The following is a 19,861-nucleotide window of genomic DNA, read 5'->3' as shown; positions in this document are numbered from 1 at the left end:
CCGACCTGATCAGGCGTTGGGCAGTGCGCCGCCGTAGCGGCGGTCCCGGCGCGCATAGGTGTCGACGGCCTGCCACAGGTCTCGACGGTCGACGTCGGGCCACAGCACGTCGGTGAACACGAACTCCGAGTACGCCGCCTGCCAGAGCATGAAGTTCGAGAGTCGCTGCTCCCCCGACGTACGCCAGACCAGGTCCGCGTCGGCGAGGTCGGGCACGTAGAGGTGCTTGGCGAACGTCTTCTCGTCGACCTTCTTCGGGTCGAGGCGGCCCGCCGCCACGGCCTCGGCGATCGACCGGGCGGCGTCGGCCACCTCGGCACGCCCGCCGTAGTTGACGCACATGGTCAGCGTGCAGACCTTGTTGTCCTTGGTGAGCTCCTCGGCGATCTGCAGCTCCTTGATCACCGACTTCCAGAGCCGCGGGGCCCTGCCGGCCCACTTCACGCGGACGCCGAGCTCGTGCATCTCGTCGCGCCGCCGCCGGATCACGTCGCGGTTGAAGCCCATCAAGAACCTGACCTCTTCGGGTGACCGGCTCCAGTTCTCGGTGGAGAAGGCGTACGCCGAGATCGCCTTCACGCCGATCTCGATCGCTCCCTCGACCACGTCGAACAGGGAGGACTCGCCCGCCTCGTGGCCCTTCGTTCGGGGCAGGCCACGCTCCTTGGCCCAACGCCCGTTGCCGTCCATCACGACGGCCACATGGCGTGGCACGAGCTCCCTCGGGATCGGCGGCGGGGTGGCCCCGGACGGGTGGGGCGTGGGACGACGGGGCACTCGATTCACGGGACAACACTAGGGGGTCGGGCAGGGAGTCCTATGCTTCAGCCGTGGAGTCACAGAACGATCTCATCGAGCAGCAGCTGTTCACCCTGCTCCGACGCACCCAGGCGATCCATGTCCGGACGGCTTCCGGGGACGTCGAGCTGGAGCGTTCCAGCTACGGCATCCTCTGTCTGCTCGACGACGAGGGACCGCAACGGCTCGGCGCCATCGCGCAGGCCTTCCGACTCGACCCGTCGACGATCACCCGACAGGTGCAGACCGTGGTCCGTCTCGGCCTCGCCGAGAAGACCGTGGACGAGTCCGACCGGCGAGCGTCGCTGCTCACCCTGACCGAGCTGGGCCGGGTCTCGCTGACCGAGGCCCGCGACCACCGGCGCAGCATGCTCGACCTGTTGTTGTCCTCGTGGACCCCGGCCGAACGCGACAACCTCCTCAGCTCGCTGCGACGCTTCAACGACACCGTCGACCACTGGATCGAGAAGGGCACTCCGCACGAGTAGGCCAGTGTCCGGCCCGAACAGCCCCGCGCCCGGCGACCGGCGCCCGGCTCAGCGTTCGACGTACTCCAGCGAACGCAGCCGTCGCTCCAGGTGCCAGTGCAGGTACGCCGCCACCAACCCGCTGGCCTCCTTGAGGTGTCGCGGCTCGGAAGCGTCGATCAACGGCCAGTCGCCGGCCAGCAGACCGCCCAGGACCGCGACCGTCTCGGACGACGGGTTCGCCGAGCCCGGGAGCCGGCAGGCGCTGCACAGGATGCCGCCGGCCGCCGGGTTGAACCAGCGGTGCGGCCCGGGGGTGTCACAGCGGGCACAGGAGTCGAACGACGGCGCGTAGCCGGCCACCGACAGTGATCGCAGGAAGTAGGAGTCGAGCACCTGCCCCGGACGACGCTCCGGTGAGGTCAGCGCGCGCAGACCGCCGACGAGCAGCAGGAACTGCTGCAGCGAGGGCTGCCGCTCCTCCATGATCAGGCGTTCGGCGGTCTCGAGCATCGCCGTGCCGGCGGTGTAGCGCTCGTAGTCGGCGCCCAACTGGCCCGAGAAGGGGTCGAGGGTCTCGGCCTGGGTGATGGTGTCGAGGTTGCGCCCCTCGGCCAACTGCAGATCGACGTGGGTGAACGGCTCGAGCCGCGACCCCCACCGCGACGACGTCCGTCGTACGCCCTTGGCGACCGCGCGCACCAGCCCGTGGTTGCGGGTCAGCAGCGTGATGATGCGATCGGCCTCACCCAGCTTGTGGGTGCGCAGCACGACGGCTTCGGCGCGATAGAGGGGCACGGGTCCATTGTGCCGGGTCAGAGGCCGCGGAGCCCGCTGGCGGCGCGTGTCTCCCAGCACTCCCGGACGAAGCGGGCGGCCTCGTCGTCGAGACGCTCGGGCCGCAACCGCCACTCGACGATGCTCCGGGCCTGCACGAACCGTGCCCCGGGGATCTCCTCGGCCAGCATCGCCGCGTCCGCCGCCGGGTGGATCGGGTCGGCAGGGTGACCGACCACCAGGGTGGGTACGTCGATCGCGCGCCGTACCTTGGCCGGTGGGGCGATCCGCCCGAAGACGATGCCGTGCAACACCGCCGCCATCGCGGCCGGCTGCTGGTCGCAGGTGTCGAGCAGGACCCCGGCCCAGAAGGGGACGAGTCCTCGCGGGATCGGACGGGTCAGGGCGCGCAGGGTCTTCACCGTGATCGGCAGGAACCGGGCGCCCAACATCATCGGTCCGAAGACGACGAGGCCGACCTCGAGGGCGTTGTCGAGCACCGGCATCTCGACCAGGAGCCCGCGCACCCGTTCGGGGGCGATCGCGGCGACCTCGAGCGACACGTTCGCACCCAACGACGTACCGCCGATGACGGCCTGCTCGGCCCCGAGGTGATCGAGCAGCGCGACCACCTGCTCCGCGAACGCGGTCATCGAGTAGACCAGCGGGTCGGCCGGTCGGTCGGAGCGGCCGTGCCCGAGCAGGTCGATGGCGACCACGTGCATGCCTTCGGCAGCCAGGGCGCGGGCCAACGGCTGGCACATGCGACGCGGCATCAGCTGGCCGTGGACCAGCACGACCCAGCGCTCACCCGAGCCGTACTCGGTGTACTCGAGACGGTCCTCCTCGAGGAAGAACTGCCCGATGCGTTCGGAGACGAGCGAAGAGCGCGGCATGGTCGGCAATCTAGCTCCCGTGCGGCCCCGGAGCGGTCAGCTGACGTCGACCGCGTCCACGACGAAGACCAGGGTCTCGTTCGGCTTGATGCCCTGACCGCCCTCTCCGTATCCCTTCTCCGGCGGGATGATGATCAGTCGGCGGGCGCCCTTCTGGATGCCGATCAGCCCCTCGTTCCAGCCGTCGATGACCGGCGCCTCGCCCAGCGGGGTCACCGGGAACGGCTGGCCACGGTCGTAGGAGTTGTCGAGGACCTGCTGGTCCGACCAGGTGACGAGCAGGTAGTCGGTCACCACCGTGCCACCTGCCTCCGCGGCGGGGCCTGAGCCGGCGCTGAGGTCCTTGGTCACCACGGTCGTGGGCGGCGTGCAGTCCTCGGGCAGTGTCACCACCGGCTTGTCCCCGAAGGCGCCGCTGACATCGATGTCGTCGGCGGTGCACACGGCGGCGCCGGAGTCGGACGTGGCGCCGGACGAGTCGTCCGAGTCGTCCGAGTCACCGCAGCCGGCGGTGGCGAGCAGGGCAGCCGTGACGGCGAGGACCGAGGTGATGCTCCGAGCGGTACGCATGGCGCCGACCCTATCCGGGGCCGACCTGACAGTGTTGGCCGCATGTCAGCGAACACCCGGCAGACGAGACCCGGCGACACGTCCCCGCTCGCGAACTACCCCTCGAAGCCGCCGGTCGGCTACGCGGACTGGACCATGCTGGTCATCGCGATCATCTCGGTGGTGCTGCTGTCATGGATCACGTTCTGGGACGTCTCGGGCCCGACCGAACGCTGGGTGATTCGCGCCGACTACGCGATCTGTGCCCTCTTCGCGATCGAGTTCGTGTGGCGCTGGCGCCGCTCCGGCGAGGGCTGGAGGTTCCCGGTGAAGTACTGGTACGAGGTGCTGGGGATGATCCCGGTCTCGAACCCGGCGTTCCGGTCGTTCCGGCTGCTGCGGATCTTCATCGTGCTGGCCCGACTCGGTCGCGCCGCCGACCGAGCCTTCGGCGACCGGGTCACCGCCGCGATCGTCAAGCAGGGCACGGACTCCATCGTCGAGGTGATCAAGAGGCCGGTGACGATCGCGGTGATGGACGAGGTCACCGCGGTGCTCCAGACCGGCAACTACACCACCAACATCGCCCGCGCGCTCGACGAGAACCGGGCCGAGCTCGACATGATGATCGTCGAGCTGATCAAGAAGGACCAGCAGATGGGCCGGCTCAAGTTCCTGCCGTTCCACGACGACGTCGTCCGCCTGGTCAGCGACACGGTCTTCCGGCTGATCTTCTCGGTGCTCAACGACCCTCGCACCGATGAGCTGATCTCCGATGCCCTGCGCGAGAACATCGACCAGATGCGCGAGGCTGTTCGCAACAAGTACGACGCCGAGAAGGCAGGAGCGATGTCGTGAGCACCGAGACGCGTCGACTGGCCCCCGAGGAGTGGCCCGTGTGGCGCGAGATCCGATTGCGCTCCCTCGCCGACTCCCCCGACGCGTTCGGATCCACCTTCGCCCGGGAACAGGCATTCACCGAGGACGACTGGCTGATGCGGATGGAGAGCATGCCCGTGGTGGTCTTCGTCGACGGCACGCCAGCGGCTCTGGGCGGAGCCTTCCGCGTCGAGGACCGGGTCGCCCAGATCGTGGCGATGTGGACGGCCCCCGAGTTCCGACGCCGGGGCCTGGCCCGGCTGGTGCTCGACGACGTGGTCGGGCAGGCCCGTGCCGAGGGACTCCGGGTCAGGCTCGACGTGACCCGGGGAAACGTGGCCGCGCGCACGACCTACGAGCGCTACGGCTTCGTGCCCACCGGCGAGGTCGAACCCCTCAGGGAGGGGTCCGACCTGCTGGTCGACCTGATGGTGCTGCCCGACTGAGCCTCGCTCAGGCGCGGTTGACCGCCGAGACGACGGCCTTGAGCGAGGCGGTGACGATGTTGGCGTCGAGGCCGACACCCCACAGGATCTGGTCGCCCACCGCACACTCGACGTAGGCCGCGGCGATCGCGTCGCCACCCGCCGAGAGCGCGTGCTCGTGGTAGTCGAGCACCCGCACGTCGCCGCGGTCGTCGTACGACGCGTTGCCGGCGGCCTGCTCGGTCTCGACCAGGTCGTTGAGCGCGTTGGTGAACGCGTTGATCGGCCCGTTGCCCGACGCGGTCAGCGCCCGCAGCTCGCCGTCGACGTACACGTTCACCGAGAGCTGGTCCTTCTCGCCGGCCGCCGAGGAGGTGTGCACCGAGTTCAGCTTCAGCGGGGACTCGCGGTCGAGGTACTCGCTGCGGAAGACCTCCCAGATCGCCTCGGGCGTCATCTCGCCGCCGTCGGAGTCGGTGCGCTGCTGCACCACCCGGCTGAACTCGATCTGCGCACGACGCGGCAGCTCCAGCTTGTGCTCGGCCTTGAGGATGTAGGCCACGCCGCCCTTGCCGGACTGGCTGTTGACCCGGATCACCGCCTCGTAGCTGCGACCGACGTCCTTCGGGTCGATCGGCAGGTAGGGCGCCTCCCAGGGAAGCTCGCCCACGGGGACGCCCCTCTCGGCGGCCTGCTTGTCGAGATCCTCCAGGCCCTTCTTGATGGCGTCCTGGTGGGAGCCGGAGAAGGCGGTGTAGACGAGGTCGCCGGCGTAGGGGTGGCGCGGGTGCACCGGCAGGTTGGTGCAGTACTCGACGGTGCGGCGCACCTCGTCGATGTCGCTGAAGTCGATCTGCGGGTCGATGCCCTGGCTGAACAGGTTCATGCCCAGGGTCACCAGGTCGACGTTGCCGGTGCGCTCGCCGTGGCCGAACAGACAGCCCTCGACGCGGTCGGCGCCGGCCATCAGGGCCAGCTCGGTGGCCGCGACCGCGGTGCCACGGTCGTTGTGCGGGTGCAGGCTGATCGCGCTGTGCTCGCGCCGGGTCAGGCCGCGACCGAAGTGCTCGATCTGGTCGGCGTAGGTGTTGGGCGTCGACATCTCGACGGTGGCCGGCAGGTTGAGGATGATCTCGCGACCCGCCTCGGGCTGCCACACGTCGGAGACCGACTCGCACACCGAGAGCGCGAAGTCGGTGTCGGTCTGGGTGAAGATCTCGGGGCTGTACTGGTAGCCGAAGTCCTGGCTGCCGACGATGCCGCCGAGCAGCTCCTCGGCGTACTTCATCACCATCTCGGTGCCACGGACCGCGATGTTGCGGCACTCGTCGGGAGTGACCCCGAAGACCACGCGCTGGAACAGCGGCGCGGTGGCGTTGTAGAGGTGGATGGTGGCCCGGTCGGAGCCGACCAGTGACTGGACGGTGCGCTCGATGAGGTCCTCGCGGGCCTGGGTCAGCACCGAGATCTGGACGTCGTCGGGGATGCGGTCTCCCTCGATCAGCTGACGCACGAAGTCGAAGTCGGTCTGGCTGGCGCTGGGGAAACCGACCTCGATCTCCTTGTAGCCCATCTTCACCAGCAGCTCGAACATGCTCAGCTTGCGGGGCGGGGTCATCGGGTCGATCAGGGCCTGGTTGCCGTCACGCAGGTCGGTGGAGAGCCAACGCGGGGCCCTGGTGATCTTCTTCGTCGGCCAGGTGCGGTCGGGCACGTCGACCGGTTCGAAGGCGGTGTACCGGCCGAACGGCATGCCGCTGGTGGCCTGCTGGTTGCCGGTGTTGCTCAGGTTGGTCATGGTTTCCTCGCTGCTCGGAGTGGTGTGCCGGTCAGCAGCCCGAACGGGCAGCAGAGCCTCCGCAACGAGGGGGCCGGCTTTCAGGCCTCGTTGCGGCAGCGAAGGAGGAGGCTGCGCATCTTCATGACGACAACCACTTTAGCGCAGCCTCGGCGCCGTGACAGGGTGGGTCTCATGGCCCGGCTGCTGGTTGTCCATCACTCCCCCACGCGCTCGCTGCAGACACTCACCGAGGCGGTCGTCGCGGGCGCCTCCGATGACGAGATCGAGGGCGTCGAGGTCGTCGTACGACCTGCGTTGGAGGCGACTGCCGACGACGTGCTGGCCGCGGACGGCTACCTGCTCGGCACCAGCGCCAACTTCGGCTACATGTCCGGGGCGCTCAAGCACTTCTTCGACTCCACGTTCCTGCAGGTCGGCGGCGCCCTGGACCCGACCGGGGCGGCCGACGACTCCGGGGCCGGCCCCACCGTGAAACGCCCCTACGGCCTCTACGTCCACGGCCGCTACGACACCACCGGGGCGGTCCGCTCGGTCCAGTCGATCGTCGGCGCCCTCGGGTGGCGCCAGGGGTACGACGTCCTCGAGGTGCTCGGCGACGTCGGCGAGGCGGAGACCGAGGCCGCCTACGAGCTGGGCGGTACGATCGCGGCACTGCTGACCACCTGAGGATCGGACCACGTGCCCCCTGTACGACGCCTGTTGCTGGCCGTCGCCCTGCCCTGTGCCCTGCTGCTGGTGGCCTGCGGCAAGGACGACGGCGACGACCGGGTCGACCCCGACCAGGTGGACGCCGTCGAGGCTCCCGTGCTGGGCGCGTGTCGTGACCTCACCCCCGACGACGTCGCGAAGCCGAGCAACGCCACGAAGACCGTGGACTGCACCGAGGACCACACCGCCGAGACCTACGCCGTGGGGCCGCTGCCGGCGAAGTTCTCCGATGTCGAGCACGACGACGAGGGTCTCGCCATTTTCGCCTACGAGCGCTGCTCGACGACGTTCCAGCGCTTCCTCGGCGCCGACGAGTCCCTGGTGATGCGCAGCGTGGTGAGCTGGGCCTGGTTCCGCCCCTCGGAGAAGGCCTGGGAGAACGGCGCCCGCTGGTACCGCTGTGACATGGTCGGCGGGGGCGAGCAGTCCAAGTCGTACGTCGACCTGCCCACGACTGCCAAGGGTCTGCTGAAGGGTCGGCCCGACGACAAGTGGATGGTCTGCGCCGAGGGGCCCAGCGTGGTCGGTGACGTCAAGGTGCCCTGCTCGGAGAAGCACACCTGGCGGGCGGTCACCACGATCAAGGTCGGCACCGACACCGACCCCTACCCGGGCGACCGGCTCGTGGAGGTCAAGTCCCGTGACTTCTGCTCCGACTCCGTCGGCGCCTGGATGAACTACCCGGTTGACTACGACTACGCCTACACGTGGTTCCACGAGGCGGAGTGGCAGGCCGGCAACCGACGTTCCATCTGCTGGGCGAGGACCTCCCGATGACGCGCAGCCTGATCGCCCTGTTGCTCGCCCTCGGCCTGCTGGCGGGATGCTCCGACGACGGGGACAAGTCCGCCGCCCCCGAGCCGACCCCCAGCCAGAGCACCGGCGCACCCGAACCGGCGAAGCCCGCGCCTCGTCCCAAGCCCGGCGGCTGCTACGCGCTCTCCTACGAGGCCGCCGTGGCGCCGACCAATGACGTGAAGCCCGTGTCGTGCCAGGCCAAGCACACCGCGCTGACCTTCTTGGTCGGCGACCTCAACACGGTCGTCGACGGCCACCTGCTCACCGTCGACTCCGACCGGGTTCAACAGCAGGTCGCGCGATCGTGCCCCCAGGCACTGTCCGACTTCGTCGGCGGCTCGGCGGAGGACCTCCGTCTGAGCATGCTCTCCGCGGTCTGGTTCAGCCCGACGGTCGAGCAGTCCGACGCCGGTCAGGACTGGTACCGCTGCGAGGTGATCGCGATCGCCGCCCCGCAGAGGCTGCAGCTGCTGAGCGGAGCGATGAAGGGTGTCCTCGCCACCGAGGAGGGGCGTGACACCTACGGCATGTGCGGCACCGCCAAGCCCGGCAACAAGGACTTCCGACGCGTGTCGTGCGCCCGTCCGCACACGTGGCGCGCGGTGGGCACGGTCGACGTACGACCCGGGAAGGGTGGCGCCTACCCCGGCGTCGAGGCCGCGCAGAAAGCTGGTCAGTCGATCTGCGAGGACACCGTCCGTGACCTGGCCGAGGACCCACTCACGTTCACCTGGGGCTATGAGTGGCCGGAGAGGAAGCAGTGGGCGGCCGGCCAGCACTACGGCTTCTGCTGGAGACCCGAGGCCTGACCGCGACCGGGCGAGTCAGAAGCCGAGCTTGCGCAGCTGGCGCGGGTCGCGCTGCCACTCCTTGGCCACCTTGACCCGCAGGTCGAGGTGCACCGGCGTGCCGAGCATCGCCTGGATCTGCATGCGGGCGTCGGTGCCGACCTGCTTGAGCCGCGACCCCTTGTGGCCGATCACGATGCCCTTCTGCGAGTCGCGCTCGACGTAGAGCCATGCGTGGATCTCGAGCAGCGGCTTGTCCTCTGGGCGGTCCTCGCGCAGGCCCATCTCCTCGACGACGACCGCGATCGAGTGGGGCAGCTCGTCACGCACACCCTCGAGGGCGGCCTCACGGATCAGCTCGGCGACGATCGCCTCCTCGGGGGCGTCGGAGAGCTCGCCGTCCGGGTAGAGAGGCGGACCCTCCGGCAGCATGCCGGTCAGAACGTCGGCCAGCAGCTGCACCTGGTCACCGCTCTTCGCCGACACCGGCACGATCTCGGCCCACTCGGTGCCGGTCTCCGCGCCGAGTGCCTGGATGGCGAGCAGGTGCTCGCCGATCTGCTCCGGGGTGGCCAGGTCGGTCTTGGTCGCGATCGCGACCTTCACGGTGCGCCGGACCTTCGACAGCTCCTTGACGATGAACGTGTCGCCGGGGCCGATCTTCTCGTTGGCCGGGAAGCAGACCGCGACCACGTCGACCTCGGCCCACGTGGTCTTCACCAGGTCGTTGAGGCGCTCCCCGAGCAGGGTGCGGGGCCGGTGCAGGCCGGGGGTGTCGACCAGGATCAGCTGCGCGTCGTCGCGGTGCACGATGCCGCGGACGACGGTGCGTGTGGTCTGCGGCTTGGAGGAGGTGATCACGACCTTCGAGCCGACCAGGGCGTTGGTCAGCGTGGACTTGCCGGCGTTGGGCCGACCCACGAAGGAGACGAACCCGCTCTTGAACCCGTCGGCCCGCTCACCGTGCAACGGTCCCGCCGGGGCCACCCCGCTGACGTCGAAGTCCTTGTCTGACTCAGATCTGCCGTGCTCGTTCACTGATTCTCCCGTGCTGCGTCGTAGTCGGCCCAGATCTCTTCATCGCTCTTGCCCGCCGCCTTGCCGGCCCGGTAGATCGGCCCGGGGTCGACGGCACGCGGTTGCCGCTTCGCCACGCCGCGCCAGTAGCCCATCACGTCGTACGCCGTCGAGGGGAGCCTGCGTTCGCGCATGAGGTGCTTGCGGATCGCTCGCATCTGCGCGGACTCCCCGGCCATCCAGAAGTAGCCCTGCCCCTCGGGCCACTCGATGCCTTCGACCACCTCGGCGAGTGCGCTCTGGCCGTCGCCGGGCTGCTCCAGCCAGGTCACGTCGCAGCCCTCGGGGAGGTAGTCGGGCTGGTCACCGGGCACCTCGGCCCACATGCGCACGGGCACGTCGCGCACCTCACCGGCGATGCGCGCCATCGCCGGCAACGCGGTGAGGTCGCCGACCAGCAGCAGCCAGCCGGCGTCCGACGGCATCGCGAACGAGCCCTTGGGCTCGGTGATCGTGACCACGTCGCCGACGCAGTCCCGCATCGCCCACTCGGTGACCAGGCCGATGTCGTGGACCACGATGTCGAGCACCAGCTCGGCGCCGTCCCACGAACGCACCGTGTAGTAGCGGGACTGGAACTGGCCGGGCACCACCAGGCCGACCCACTCGTCGCTGATCCCGGTCGAGGTGAAGCCGGTGAGCCCGGCGCCACCGAGGGTCAGCCGCACCAGGTGCGACGAGATCTCCTCACGCCGCAGCACCTGCGCGGCGTACTGCTCTGCTCGGGTGCTCACCCGGCAAGGTTAGACGCCTGCCAGCGCAGCACGCGCATCCAGCGCCTCGAGAACCTGCGATGACAGCGCGATGAAAGGCGGATGCAAGGCCGGCCCGCCACTGTGCTGGGATGCCACTGCTCACCGATTCTGCTGCCTCGCATCCGCCCGCCCTCGTCCGTGCCCGCACCGTGATCGTCTGCCTCGCGCTCTTCCTCGAGGGCATGAGCTCCTCGAGCATCAACGTGCAGATCGCCGCCGTGGAGAAGGACTTCGCGCCCGGCCCGGTGGAGCTCCAGCTGATCGCCGGCGTCTTCCTGATCTCGTACGCCGGCCTGCTCCCCCTGGCCGGCCAGCTGGTGGACCGGAGCAACCGACGGACCCTGTTCCAGACCGGAGTCGTCCTGTTCGGTCTCGGCAGTCTGGCCTGCGCCATGGCGCCGGCCGCCCCGTTCCTGGTCCTGGGGCGCTTCGCCCAGGGTGCCGGTGCCGCGCTGAGCGCGCCGGCCGCTCTTGCCCTGATCACCACCGGCCTACCCGTCGGCGCCGCCCGCAACCGGGCAGTGACGACGTACGGTGCGATGGGCGCGGTCGGGTTCTCCACCGGCCTGGTGGTCCCCGGGGCCATGGTCACGGCGCTGGGCTGGCGCTCGAGCTTCCTCGTGCTGGTGCCGATCGTGATGCTGGTCGTCGCCGCCACGTGGCGCATCCCGACCTCGGTGGCCCAGCGCAGTGGCCGCCTCGACCTGCCCGGCGCGCTCCTGCTGACCCTGGCCCTGGCCCTCGCGCTCAGCCTGGTCAGCGGTGTGGGCAGCCTGTCGGTGGCCGTTCTCGGTGCCGGTGCGATCGTGCTCGCCGGCCTGGTCGCCGCGCTCGTGCGCCGGGGCGGGGTGGGCGGCATCCCACGCAGCACCTTCGGACGCCCTCGCGTCCTCGGGGCCGGACTCGGCCTGGCCGCTGTCTTCGCCGGAGTGCTCTCGTCGATGTTCGTGTTGAGTCTGGAGCTGCAGACGGGTGACGGGATGGACGCCTACGAGGTCGGTCTGCTGATCCTGCCCCAGCCCCTGGCCTTCTCGGCTGCCTCCCGGGCCGGCGCCGCCGCCGTGGGTCGTCACGGGCCGGGACGAACCCTGGCCGCCGGGATGCTCCTGATCGTGTCGAGCCTGGTGCTGCTGGCCACGATCACCGTGGGCCCACCGCAGGCGCGCACCCTGATCGCGATGGCGCTCATCGGCGTCGGCATGGCGCTGAGCTTTCCGGCGGCCTCCATCGCGGCCGTCGACGCCACCCCCGAAGCGCTGCGCGGCACCACGGCAGGGTTGCTGACCACCGCACAGAACGTGGGCGGGGCGCTCGGCCTCGCGGTCGTGACCGCCCTCGACCTCGTTCCGCGTGATCGCGGCGACGCCGCTGCGCCGGGGCTGCTGGTCGCCGCCGCTCTCATCGTCGGCGGCGGGCTGGCCGCCGCGGCTGCGGCACGCACCCGGGCCTCCGAAGGAGCCCTCGCATGATGATCGCCTGCGACCTCGACGGCACCCTGACCTTCGACGGGAGGCGCCCCGACGACCGACTGGTCGACGTGCTGGAGACATTCGCCGAGCGGACCGACGTCCGGCTGGTGCTGGCCACCGCCCGCTCACCTCGCTGCCTGCGGGAGTGGTTCGGGCGGCTGGCCCAGCGCATCGACCTGGTCTGCTGCAACGGAGCGCTTCACCTGCCGCCGGGCGGGCTGCCGGCCACGATCCATGCCCTGCCGAGTGGCAGCGTCGGCGCCCTGCTCGACCGGTTGGACCGCGCCGGAGCCGGTTGGTGCGCGGAGTACGGCGACCACTTCGTGTCCCGTGACCCGCGGGCGCTGCCGTGGTTCGGCGGCCGTCACCGGCGGGTTCTGCGGAACGGGGAGGCAGTGCAGCTGGAGGGTGTGCTCAAGGTCAGCATCGACGACGCACGGGCCGGGGCCGCTGCCGCCGACGGCCTGTCCGGGGTCGTGGCCCTCCCCCACGCAACCGGGGACCTGGACGTCATCGCGGCGGGCGTCGACAAGTCGGTGGCAGTGGCCGGTCTCTCGTCGTCCGGCGCGGCCGACCTCGCAGTGGGCAACGACCTCAACGACCTCGCGATGCTGCGGGCCGCCCGCCGGGCCGTGGTGGTCGGCGACGGGCTGCCCTCACTGGATCGTGAGGCGCACGTACGCCGGGTCGTTGCCTGCCCGCGCGCAGTCGAGGACGCCCTGCTGGACGCGGTGTCGAACCGGTGGCCCCAGGCCGAGATCGCCTGACCGTCCGCACGGGGACGGCCAGGCGATGTGAGGGGCGATGGCTCAGGCGGTCCAGTCGGGGCGCAGCGGGAAGCCGCTGACGCCTCGCTCGTCGTTGCGTGTGGCCAACACGTGATGCAGCTCGATCTCGTCGCGCTCGAACCCGATGCGTGACCCGGCCATGTAGATGCCCCAGACCCGGGCCGTGCCCTCGCCGACCTCGGCCACGCACTCGTCCCAGTTGGCCTCAAGGTTGCGGCACCATCCAGCCAGGGTCATCGCGTAGTGCTCGCGGATGTTCTCGGTGTGCTGCACCTCGAGCCCGGCGTCCTGGGCGGCGGCCACGATCGTGCCCGACCCGGTCAGCTCGCCGTCGGGGAAGACGTAGCGGTCGATGAACGCCCCCGTCTCGGTGGGCCGGTTGTGCGGGCGGGTGATGCTGTGGTTGAGCAGCCGGCCCCCTGGACGCAGCTTCTCGCGCAGGAAGGAGAAGTACGACGGGTAGTTCCTCACTCCGATGTGCTCGGTGAGGCCGATCGAGCTGACCGCGTCGAACCCGGTCTCCATGACTTCGCGATAGTCGAGGTGCCGCACCTCGGCCAGGTCGCCGAGCCCCTCACGGTCGATCGCTTCCTTGGCCCACTGCGCCTGCTCGAGCGAGAGCGTCACGCCCAGTGCCTTGACGCCGTACTCCCGTGCCGCGTGGCGGACCATGCCGCCCCAGCCGCAGCCGACGTCGAGCAGTCGCTGCCCGGGTTGGAGGTTGAGCTTGCGGCAGATCAGGTCGTACTTCGCGGCCTGGGCGACCTCGAGGCTTGCCTCCGGCGTCTCGAAGAGGGCGCACGTGTAGGTCATCGACGGACCGAGCACCAGCTCGTAGAACCGGTTCGAGACGTCGTAGTGGTGCTTGATCACCTCGGCATCACGGTTCATCGAGTGGCGCAGGCCCTCGAACGCACGCCGCCAGCGCGGCAGGTGCTCCTGGGGCGGGGTCGGCGGCGGCCTGAGCTTGTCGATGCCCAGACCCCGCACCAGCCGCAGCGCCTCACTGACCGTGGGTCGACGGAACTTGAGGTGGTTGACCAACAGCGCCATCGCATCGTAGGGGTCCCCCGGATGCACCCCTCGCAGCTCGAGGTCGCCCATCACGTAGGCGCGGGCCATGCCCAGGTCACCGGGCGCGGTCATGATGTAGGAGAGCCCGCGCTCGTTCTTGAGGTGGAGCTCGATCTGCGCGTCGGGAGGCCCGGCGACGCTGCCGTCGTACGCACTGAACCGCACGGGCGATCCGTCGTGGAGAAGCGAATCGATGGCCTGGCCGATGGTGATCGTGTCGGTCATGCTCACTGGCGTTGCACCGCCTTGTCGTAGAGAGAGGTGAGTCGGTCGTCGGGGTCGTAACGCTGTTTCACGGTGGCCAGATTGGCGCCGTCGTAGAGCCGGTCGAAGGTCGCGCGGTCGTAGAACGCCTCGGAGTAGAGCGACTTGTGGCCGCCGAGCTCGTGCACGCGGGCCTCGATGGCGCGGTTCATCGGCGCCTCCCCGGCCTGGTCACCGACATGGACGGTGCCCCAGAATCCCGCGTTCACGTACGTCGTGCCGGGCTCGAGCGGGTACGACGGCCAGCAGGCGCCGGCACCGCGCAACCGCAGCGGGCACAGCCACACCGGCCGCATGCCGACGGCCTCGTCGAACCAGTCGAGGAAGTCGGGCAACCGGTCGACCGGCACCTCGACGTCCTGGATGACCCGCTCGCGCTGGGGGCGGCCGGCCCGGCGGTCGAGGCGGTCGACGATGCCGAGGCGACGGTCGAGCCCGACCAGCTTGTGGTAGACGTCGGAGCGCCGCCAGCGCCGCGGCCACAGGCGTCGGATGCGCGGGTTGTGCAGTCCGAAGGCGCCCGAGCACCAGAACCAGTCGGTGTCCCAGCGCCACAGGTAGTCGTGCATCGACAGGACGTCGGTCGTGCGCTGTTGGATCGAGCGGTAGTAGATGTCGGCGCCGGTGTAGTCGGAGGGTGCGCCGGCCGAGGTCTCGCTCCAGCGGGCCAGGGTCAGATAGAGCTCGCCGGGTTCGAAGGCGACGCCGTCGAGTCCGTCGACACGCTCGCCCTCCCACTCGCCCGACTCGACGACGGTCTCGATCGCCTTGCCCATCTGGGCCGCGTCATCGAATCGGACGTGGCGCAGCCGGACCAGTTGCGAGACGGGCTCCAACTCGATCCGCAGTCGGGTGGCGTAGCCCAGGGAGCCGTAGGAGTTGGGGAACGACGCGAACAGGTCGGCGTGCTCGCCGGGGTCGTCGGCACGTGCCGGACGGGCCATGACCACCTCACCGGCACCGGTCAGGATGTCCATCTCGAGGACGGACTCGTGGGGCAGACCGTTGCGGAAGCTGGTCGACTCGATGCCCAGGCCGGTGACCGCGCCACCGAGGGTGATGGTGCGCAGCTGTGGCACCACCAGGGGGATGAGCCCGTGCGGCAGTGTCGCCTCGACCAGGTGCTCGTAGGTGCACATGCCCTGCACGTCGGCGGTGCGGTTGCCGGCGTCGATCGCGATGACGCCGTCCAGACCGGAGACGTCGAGCCCCTTCGCGCTCGTCGCCGAGCGGGGGCGGAACAGGTTGGAGGTCTTCTTGGCCAGGCGCACGGGCGATCCCGCCGGTATCTCGGCGTACGACGCAAGCAGGGTCTTGACGGCAGCCCGGTGGTCGTCCCACCCACGCACGATGGTCACGAGGACACGTTAGCGCCTCGCTGGTTGCACCCACCAATGGATTTCCCTGGACACTCCTGACGTTTCCGTGGCCAGCGGCCGATAGTCCCTGACGTTCGGCTCCTTGGCAGGGTGCCGAACGTCAGGGACTATCCGGTGTGATCAGCCGACCTTGGTGTCGACCTCCGCCTCCTCGGGACGGACCGGCGCGGCCTGGACGAGCGTCGCATGCGGAATCATCGCAGCGGCAAGACGCACGATCACCGCGGCCAGGCACATGCTCAGCAGCGTGCCGATCACGACCGCCGTCCGCGACGTGTCCTCAAGGTGAAGCGCCACGATCGTCGGCCAACCTGCGCCGCAGTTCACCAGGAAGAAGGTGCCCGGGAAGATCGCGAAGAGTCCCAACAGGTGCCAGGTCTGTGTCGCCTGCTTGCGCAGAACCGCTGCAGCCATCGCGAAGGCGACCACCTGTGCAGCCTCGAGCACTCCTGCGATCACCGGGTACTCGAAGAGCCGGAACACGTGCGGCCCCCAGTATGCGTATCCGTCCTGGCTGGTGCCGTAGACCTCGAAGATGCACGACATGATCACCTCGACGCCGGCAAAGGCGAAGAGGCGGTTGCGGGTCAGCTCACCGCGGGCAAGAAGTCGCGCGATCATGATGGCGGCGCTCCCGTAGAGCACGATGTAGCCACTGTGCGTCCAGATCGGCTGGGCCACGCCGAACGCTGTGAAGTGCGTGAACATCCCCTCGGTGGAGTAGAAGTGCAGGTCCATCATCACGTCGTAGATCGGCTCCGCGAAGGCGCCGACTCCTGCGGCCAACACCATCAGCGCGTAGAAGGGGGTGCCGCCCTCTCGACGCCCCATCTGGATCGCAGCGACGAGGACGACGACCGTCAGCCCCCAACTCCCAAAGGTCAGCACGTCCTGAGTGGTCAGGTTGAGTGGATGGTCCACTGGCACCGTTTGCATGGCATTCTCCAATTTTCAGAGCAACGCCCATCCGCATCGCGGTCTGGGCATGAACCTTCGACCATAGGGATGCCGAGGTCCTTCCAAGCACCTACTCAGGCAGCGAAGTAGCCATCCGGTGGAGTGATCTCATGTGGGCTGCGTCACCCGCCTCATATCAGGTGGACGGGGACCTCGTGGCCCGCGAAGTCGTCGAGGACCGCGCGGTCGGCGACTGCCAGCGTGGTCGCGTCACTCATGCGTACGACGGCCTCCAGGCCTGTCGATCCGGAGGAGAAGGCCATCGCCACACAGACCTGGATCGCGGAGAGCTTCAGCGAGGGCAGGTCGACCGACCCGGCGGCATAGGTGCGGCCGTCGTTGTCACGCACGGCAGCGCCTTCGGCGGCCCGGGTGCGGGCGCGGGTGGCGCGGGCGAGGGTGACGAGCTTGGCGTCCTCGGGGGCGAGATCAGGCATGCGGCTCAGCGTAGTCGGTGTCACCGGACCTACTCACGCTCGCATCGACCCGGCTGATCAGCACCGTGCCGATGCGGTTGCGCCGACCGGTGGACGCCTCGGCCTCGAAGCGGAGCCCGTGCACCTCGACGGTCGAGCCGGGGATCGGCACTCTCCCGAGCTCCTTGGCCAGCAGCCCGCCGACCGAGTCCACGTCGTCGTCGGCGAAGACGTGGCCGGGGAACAGCTCGTCGAGGTCGTCGATCGGGTAACGCGAGGACACCCGGGTCGAGCCGTCCTCGAGCACCTCAATCGCGATCTCGCCCTCGTCGTACTCGTCGGTGATCTCACCGACGATCTCCTCGAGGACGTCCTCGATGGTGACGATGCCGGCCGTGCCGCCGTACTCGTCGACGACCACGGCGATGTGCTGGCGACGCGCCTGCATCTCGGAGAGGACGTCGTCGGCCGGCTTGCTGTCGGGCACCCAGTGCACGGGCCGCAGGTGCTGGTCGATGCGTTCGGTGGTCTCGGCGTCGGCGTTGTCGAAGACCCGCTTGCTGACGTCCTTGAGGTAGGCGAAGCCGATGATGTCGTCGAGGTTCTCGCCCACCACCGGCATCCGGGAGTAGCCGCTGCGCAGGAACAGCGACATCGTCTGACGCAGGTTCTTGTGCCGGTCGACGTAGAGCACGTCGTTGCGCGGCACCATCACCTCACGCACGGTCGTGTCGCCCAGCTCGAAGACCGAGTGGATCATCTTGCGCTCACCGTCCTCGATGACGCTCGAGGCCTCGGCCATGTCGACCAGCTCACGCAGCTCGGTCTCACTCGAGAACGGCCCGTCACTGAAGCCCTTGCCGGGGGTCAGCGCGTTGCCGACCATGATCAGCAGCTGCGGGATCGGGCCGAGGATGCGGGTCACCCACTGGATCGGCGCGGCGCACAGCAACGCCACGGTGATGGCGTGCTGGCGACCCAGGGTGCGCGGCGCGACCCCGATCGCCACGAACGAGACCACGAGCATGCTGCCGATGGAGAGCAGGAGCGTGGGCCACCAGCCATCGACGTTGCTGCTGACCAGCCGGGTGACCAGCACGATGGCGGCCACCTCGCAGAGGATGCGGAGGAGCAGCGTGGTGTTCAGGTAGCGCGGCGCGTCGTCCAGGATCGCCAGTACCCGGGTGGCGCCGGCCTTGCCCTCGGCCGCGATCTCCTCGGCGCGAGCGCGGGAGAAGCTCGACAGGGCGGCGTCGGCGGCCGAGAGGACCCCGGCGAGAAGAACGAGGACGGCTGCTGATCCCAGCAGCCAGAGATCGCCACTGGTCATTGCGAACGCCACTGGGCGAGGAGCTGGTCCTGGAGACCGAACATCTCCTGGTGCTCCTCAGGCTCGGCGTGGTCGTAGCCGAGCAGGTGGAGGATGCCGTGCACGGTGAGCAGCTCGATCTCGGCGTCCTTCCCGTGACCGGCCGTCTCACCCTGTGCTGCCGCGATGTCGGGGCACAGCACCAGGTCGCCGAGAACCCCCTCTTCAGGTTCCTCGTTGACCAGGCCGGGGCGCAGCTCGTCCATCGGGAAGGCCAGCACGTCGGTGGGGCCCTGCTTCGCCATCCAGCGTTCGTTCAGCTCGGCGATGGTCGCCTCGTCGACGGCCTTGATGCACAGCTCGGCCTGCGGGTGCACGCGCAGCTGGTCCATCACGAACCGGCTCAACGTGGCGAGCTGGTGGACGTCGAGCTCGTGGCCCGACTCGTTGAGGACCTCGATGGTCACCGGTTGTGGTCCTTCCGCGCGTCTTCGCGTGAGTCGTGGGTCTCGTAGGCCGCGACGATGCGGCCGACCAGACGGTGGCGGACGACGTCGTGGGCGGTCAGCCGGTTGAACGAGATGTCCTCGACCTCGTCGAGGATGCCCTCGACGATGCGCAGGCCCGACTTCATGCCCGAGGGCAGGTCGACCTGGGTGACGTCACCGGTGACCACGATCTTGGAGCCGAAGCCGAGCCGGGTCAGGAACATCTTCATCTGCTCGGGCGTGGTGTTCTGCGCCTCGTCGAGGATGATGAAGGAGTCGTTGAGCGAGCGCCCACGCAGGAACGCCAGCGGGGCCACCTCGATGGTGCCGGCGGCCAGCAGCTTCGGGATCGTCTCGGGGTCGAGCATGTCGTGCAGGGCGTCGTACAACGGACGCAGGTAGGGGTCGATCTTCTCGGTCAGCGTGCCGGGCAGGAAACCGAGCTTCTCCCCCGCCTCGACCGCGGGCCGGCTGAGGATGATGCGGTTGACCTGCTTGGACTGCAGCGCCTGCACCGCCTTGGCCACGGCCAGGTAGGTCTTGCCGGTGCCGGCCGGGCCGATGCCGAAGGTGATCGTGTGCTTGTCGATGGAGTCGACGTAGCGCTTCTGGTTCAGCGTCTTGGGGCGGATCGTGCGCCCGCGGTTGGAGAGGATGTTGAGCGAGAGCACGTCGGCCGGCCGCTCGGTGGTTTCGGCCCGGAGCATGCTCACCACCCGCTCGACGGTCTCGTCGGTGATGCCCTGACCTGTGCGGATGATCGTGACCAGCTCTTCGAGGAGGCGCTCGACAAGCGCGATCTCGGCGGGAGGGCCCTGCAGCGTCACCTGGTTGCCGCGCACGTGGACGTCGGCGTCGAAGGCGTGCTCGATCAGGGAGAGGTGCTCGTCGTTGGGCCCGAGCAGGTTGACCATGTTGATGCTCGCGGGCACGACGACGGTGTGCTTGGTGGTCGGGCCACGGGAGCCGGACTCGTGCTGGGTGTCTGTCATGAGACCT

Annotated in this window: 22 protein-coding genes; 8 read left to right on the top strand and 14 right to left on the bottom strand. The window is 69.3% G+C overall.

Features of this window, described 5'->3' with window-relative positions:
- Positions 1-9: 9 nt before the first annotated feature.
- The gene (locus NJ4_RS07985) at positions 10-786 is read right to left on the bottom strand and encodes an isoprenyl transferase (protein ID WP_067432731.1); all 777 of its coding nucleotides are present in this window, start codon (positions 784-786) and stop codon (positions 10-12) included.
- A 44-nt stretch (positions 787-830) separates the two neighbouring features.
- Between NJ4_RS07985 and NJ4_RS07980 the strand changes: the two genes are divergently transcribed.
- Entirely contained in the window at positions 831-1,286 is a 456-nt protein-coding gene (locus tag NJ4_RS07980) for a MarR family winged helix-turn-helix transcriptional regulator (protein WP_067432728.1), read from the top strand.
- A 48-nt stretch (positions 1,287-1,334) separates the two neighbouring features.
- Here the strand turns inward: NJ4_RS07980 and recO are convergent, their stop codons facing one another.
- From recO to NJ4_RS07965, 3 genes are read right to left on the bottom strand one after another with little or no spacing between them, the layout of a single operon-like run.
- Entirely contained in the window at positions 1,335-2,063 is a 729-nt protein-coding gene (recO, locus tag NJ4_RS07975) for a DNA repair protein RecO (protein ID WP_067432725.1), read from the bottom strand.
- A 17-nt stretch (positions 2,064-2,080) separates the two neighbouring features.
- The gene (locus tag NJ4_RS07970) at positions 2,081-2,938 is read right to left on the bottom strand and encodes an alpha/beta fold hydrolase (protein WP_082748292.1); all 858 of its coding nucleotides are present in this window, start codon (positions 2,936-2,938) and stop codon (positions 2,081-2,083) included.
- Between the two features lie 36 nt (positions 2,939-2,974).
- Complete coding sequence (locus NJ4_RS07965) at positions 2,975-3,508, bottom strand: FKBP-type peptidyl-prolyl cis-trans isomerase (protein WP_067432721.1); 534 nt, start codon at positions 3,506-3,508, stop codon at positions 2,975-2,977.
- Positions 3,509-3,550: 42 nt separating this feature from the next.
- On the opposite strand from NJ4_RS07965, the gene NJ4_RS07960 reads away from it, so the two are divergent.
- On the top strand, positions 3,551-4,345 hold the full coding sequence (locus NJ4_RS07960; RefSeq protein ID WP_067432718.1) for a hypothetical protein: 795 nt from the start codon (positions 3,551-3,553) through the stop codon (positions 4,343-4,345).
- Positions 4,342-4,812: a GNAT family N-acetyltransferase gene (locus NJ4_RS07955; protein ID WP_067432715.1), complete on the top strand. Its 471-nt coding sequence runs from the start codon at positions 4,342-4,344 to the stop codon at positions 4,810-4,812. Before NJ4_RS07960 ends, NJ4_RS07955 begins: the two co-directional genes overlap by 4 nt.
- Before the next feature lie 7 nt (positions 4,813-4,819).
- On the opposite strand, the gene leuA is transcribed toward NJ4_RS07955, so the two are convergent.
- Positions 4,820-6,589: a 2-isopropylmalate synthase gene (gene leuA, locus NJ4_RS07950; protein WP_067432712.1), complete on the bottom strand. Its 1,770-nt coding sequence runs from the start codon at positions 6,587-6,589 to the stop codon at positions 4,820-4,822.
- Between the two features lie 174 nt (positions 6,590-6,763).
- Here leuA and NJ4_RS07945 point away from each other — a divergent pair, with 174 nt between their 5' ends.
- Genes NJ4_RS07945 through NJ4_RS07935 form a run of 3 tightly spaced genes read left to right on the top strand, consistent with a single transcriptional unit; the run spans position 6,764 to position 8,907 of the window.
- Complete coding sequence (locus NJ4_RS07945) at positions 6,764-7,258, top strand: flavodoxin family protein (RefSeq protein WP_067432709.1); 495 nt, start codon at positions 6,764-6,766, stop codon at positions 7,256-7,258.
- 12 nt (positions 7,259-7,270) lie between these two features.
- The gene (locus NJ4_RS07940; protein ID WP_067432707.1) at positions 7,271-8,077 is read left to right on the top strand and encodes a septum formation family protein; all 807 of its coding nucleotides are present in this window, start codon (positions 7,271-7,273) and stop codon (positions 8,075-8,077) included.
- Positions 8,074-8,907, top strand: coding sequence for a septum formation family protein (locus NJ4_RS07935; protein ID WP_067432704.1), 834 nt, complete (start codon positions 8,074-8,076; stop codon positions 8,905-8,907). The genes NJ4_RS07940 and NJ4_RS07935 overlap by 4 nt, the downstream gene beginning before the upstream one ends.
- Positions 8,908-8,922: 15 nt before the next feature.
- Here NJ4_RS07935 and era read toward each other — a convergent pair whose 3' ends face one another.
- On the bottom strand, positions 8,923-9,924 hold the full coding sequence (gene era, locus NJ4_RS07930; protein ID WP_174524593.1) for a GTPase Era: 1,002 nt from the start codon (positions 9,922-9,924) through the stop codon (positions 8,923-8,925).
- Positions 9,921-10,697, bottom strand: a complete 777-nt coding sequence (locus NJ4_RS07925; RefSeq protein ID WP_067432701.1) for a siderophore-interacting protein — start codon at positions 10,695-10,697, stop codon at positions 9,921-9,923. The genes era and NJ4_RS07925 overlap by 4 nt, the downstream gene beginning before the upstream one ends.
- Positions 10,698-10,807: 110 nt before the next feature.
- Here NJ4_RS07925 and NJ4_RS07920 point away from each other — a divergent pair, with 110 nt between their 5' ends.
- On the top strand, positions 10,808-12,187 hold the full coding sequence (locus tag NJ4_RS07920; RefSeq protein WP_067432698.1) for an MFS transporter: 1,380 nt from the start codon (positions 10,808-10,810) through the stop codon (positions 12,185-12,187).
- Entirely contained in the window at positions 12,184-12,954 is a 771-nt protein-coding gene (locus NJ4_RS07915) for an HAD family hydrolase (protein WP_067432695.1), read from the top strand. The genes NJ4_RS07920 and NJ4_RS07915 overlap by 4 nt, the downstream gene beginning before the upstream one ends.
- A gap of 42 nt (positions 12,955-12,996) precedes the next feature.
- On the opposite strand, the gene NJ4_RS07910 is transcribed toward NJ4_RS07915, so the two are convergent.
- The 7 genes from NJ4_RS07910 to NJ4_RS07880 all read right to left on the bottom strand — a co-directional run bounded on the left by NJ4_RS07910 (position 12,997) and on the right by NJ4_RS07880 (position 19,854).
- A complete protein-coding gene (locus NJ4_RS07910) occupies positions 12,997-14,274 on the bottom strand; it encodes an SAM-dependent methyltransferase (RefSeq protein ID WP_067432692.1) in 1,278 nt (425 codons plus the stop codon).
- A 2-nt stretch (positions 14,275-14,276) separates the two neighbouring features.
- Positions 14,277-15,671, bottom strand: a complete 1,395-nt coding sequence (locus NJ4_RS07905) for an FAD-binding oxidoreductase (protein WP_082748291.1) — start codon at positions 15,669-15,671, stop codon at positions 14,277-14,279.
- A 141-nt stretch (positions 15,672-15,812) separates the two neighbouring features.
- Positions 15,813-16,628 carry a hypothetical protein gene (locus NJ4_RS07900; protein ID WP_157550918.1) on the bottom strand — a complete coding sequence of 272 codons (816 nt, stop codon included), beginning with the start codon at positions 16,626-16,628 and terminating at the stop codon, positions 15,813-15,815.
- A gap of 152 nt (positions 16,629-16,780) precedes the next feature.
- Positions 16,781-17,086, bottom strand: a complete 306-nt coding sequence (locus NJ4_RS07895) for a cytidine deaminase (protein ID WP_174524592.1) — start codon at positions 17,084-17,086, stop codon at positions 16,781-16,783.
- Positions 17,079-18,395, bottom strand: coding sequence for a hemolysin family protein (locus tag NJ4_RS07890; protein WP_067432888.1), 1,317 nt, complete (start codon positions 18,393-18,395; stop codon positions 17,079-17,081). Before NJ4_RS07890 ends, NJ4_RS07895 begins: the two co-directional genes overlap by 8 nt.
- Positions 18,392-18,841, bottom strand: a complete 450-nt coding sequence (ybeY, locus tag NJ4_RS07885; protein WP_067432686.1) for an rRNA maturation RNase YbeY — start codon at positions 18,839-18,841, stop codon at positions 18,392-18,394. Before ybeY ends, NJ4_RS07890 begins: the two co-directional genes overlap by 4 nt.
- Positions 18,838-19,854 carry a PhoH family protein gene (locus NJ4_RS07880; RefSeq protein WP_067432684.1) on the bottom strand — a complete coding sequence of 339 codons (1,017 nt, stop codon included), beginning with the start codon at positions 19,852-19,854 and terminating at the stop codon, positions 18,838-18,840. The genes ybeY and NJ4_RS07880 overlap by 4 nt, the downstream gene beginning before the upstream one ends.
- Positions 19,855-19,861: the final 7 nt, after the last annotated feature.

Source organism: Nocardioides jensenii JCM 1364 = NBRC 14755 (genome assembly GCF_001552535.1).
Lineage (GTDB): Bacteria > Actinomycetota > Actinomycetes > Propionibacteriales > Nocardioidaceae > Nocardioides > Nocardioides jensenii.
The sequence above is the reverse complement of the archived record's forward strand: the minus strand, read 5'-3'. Positions and strand labels throughout refer to the sequence as shown.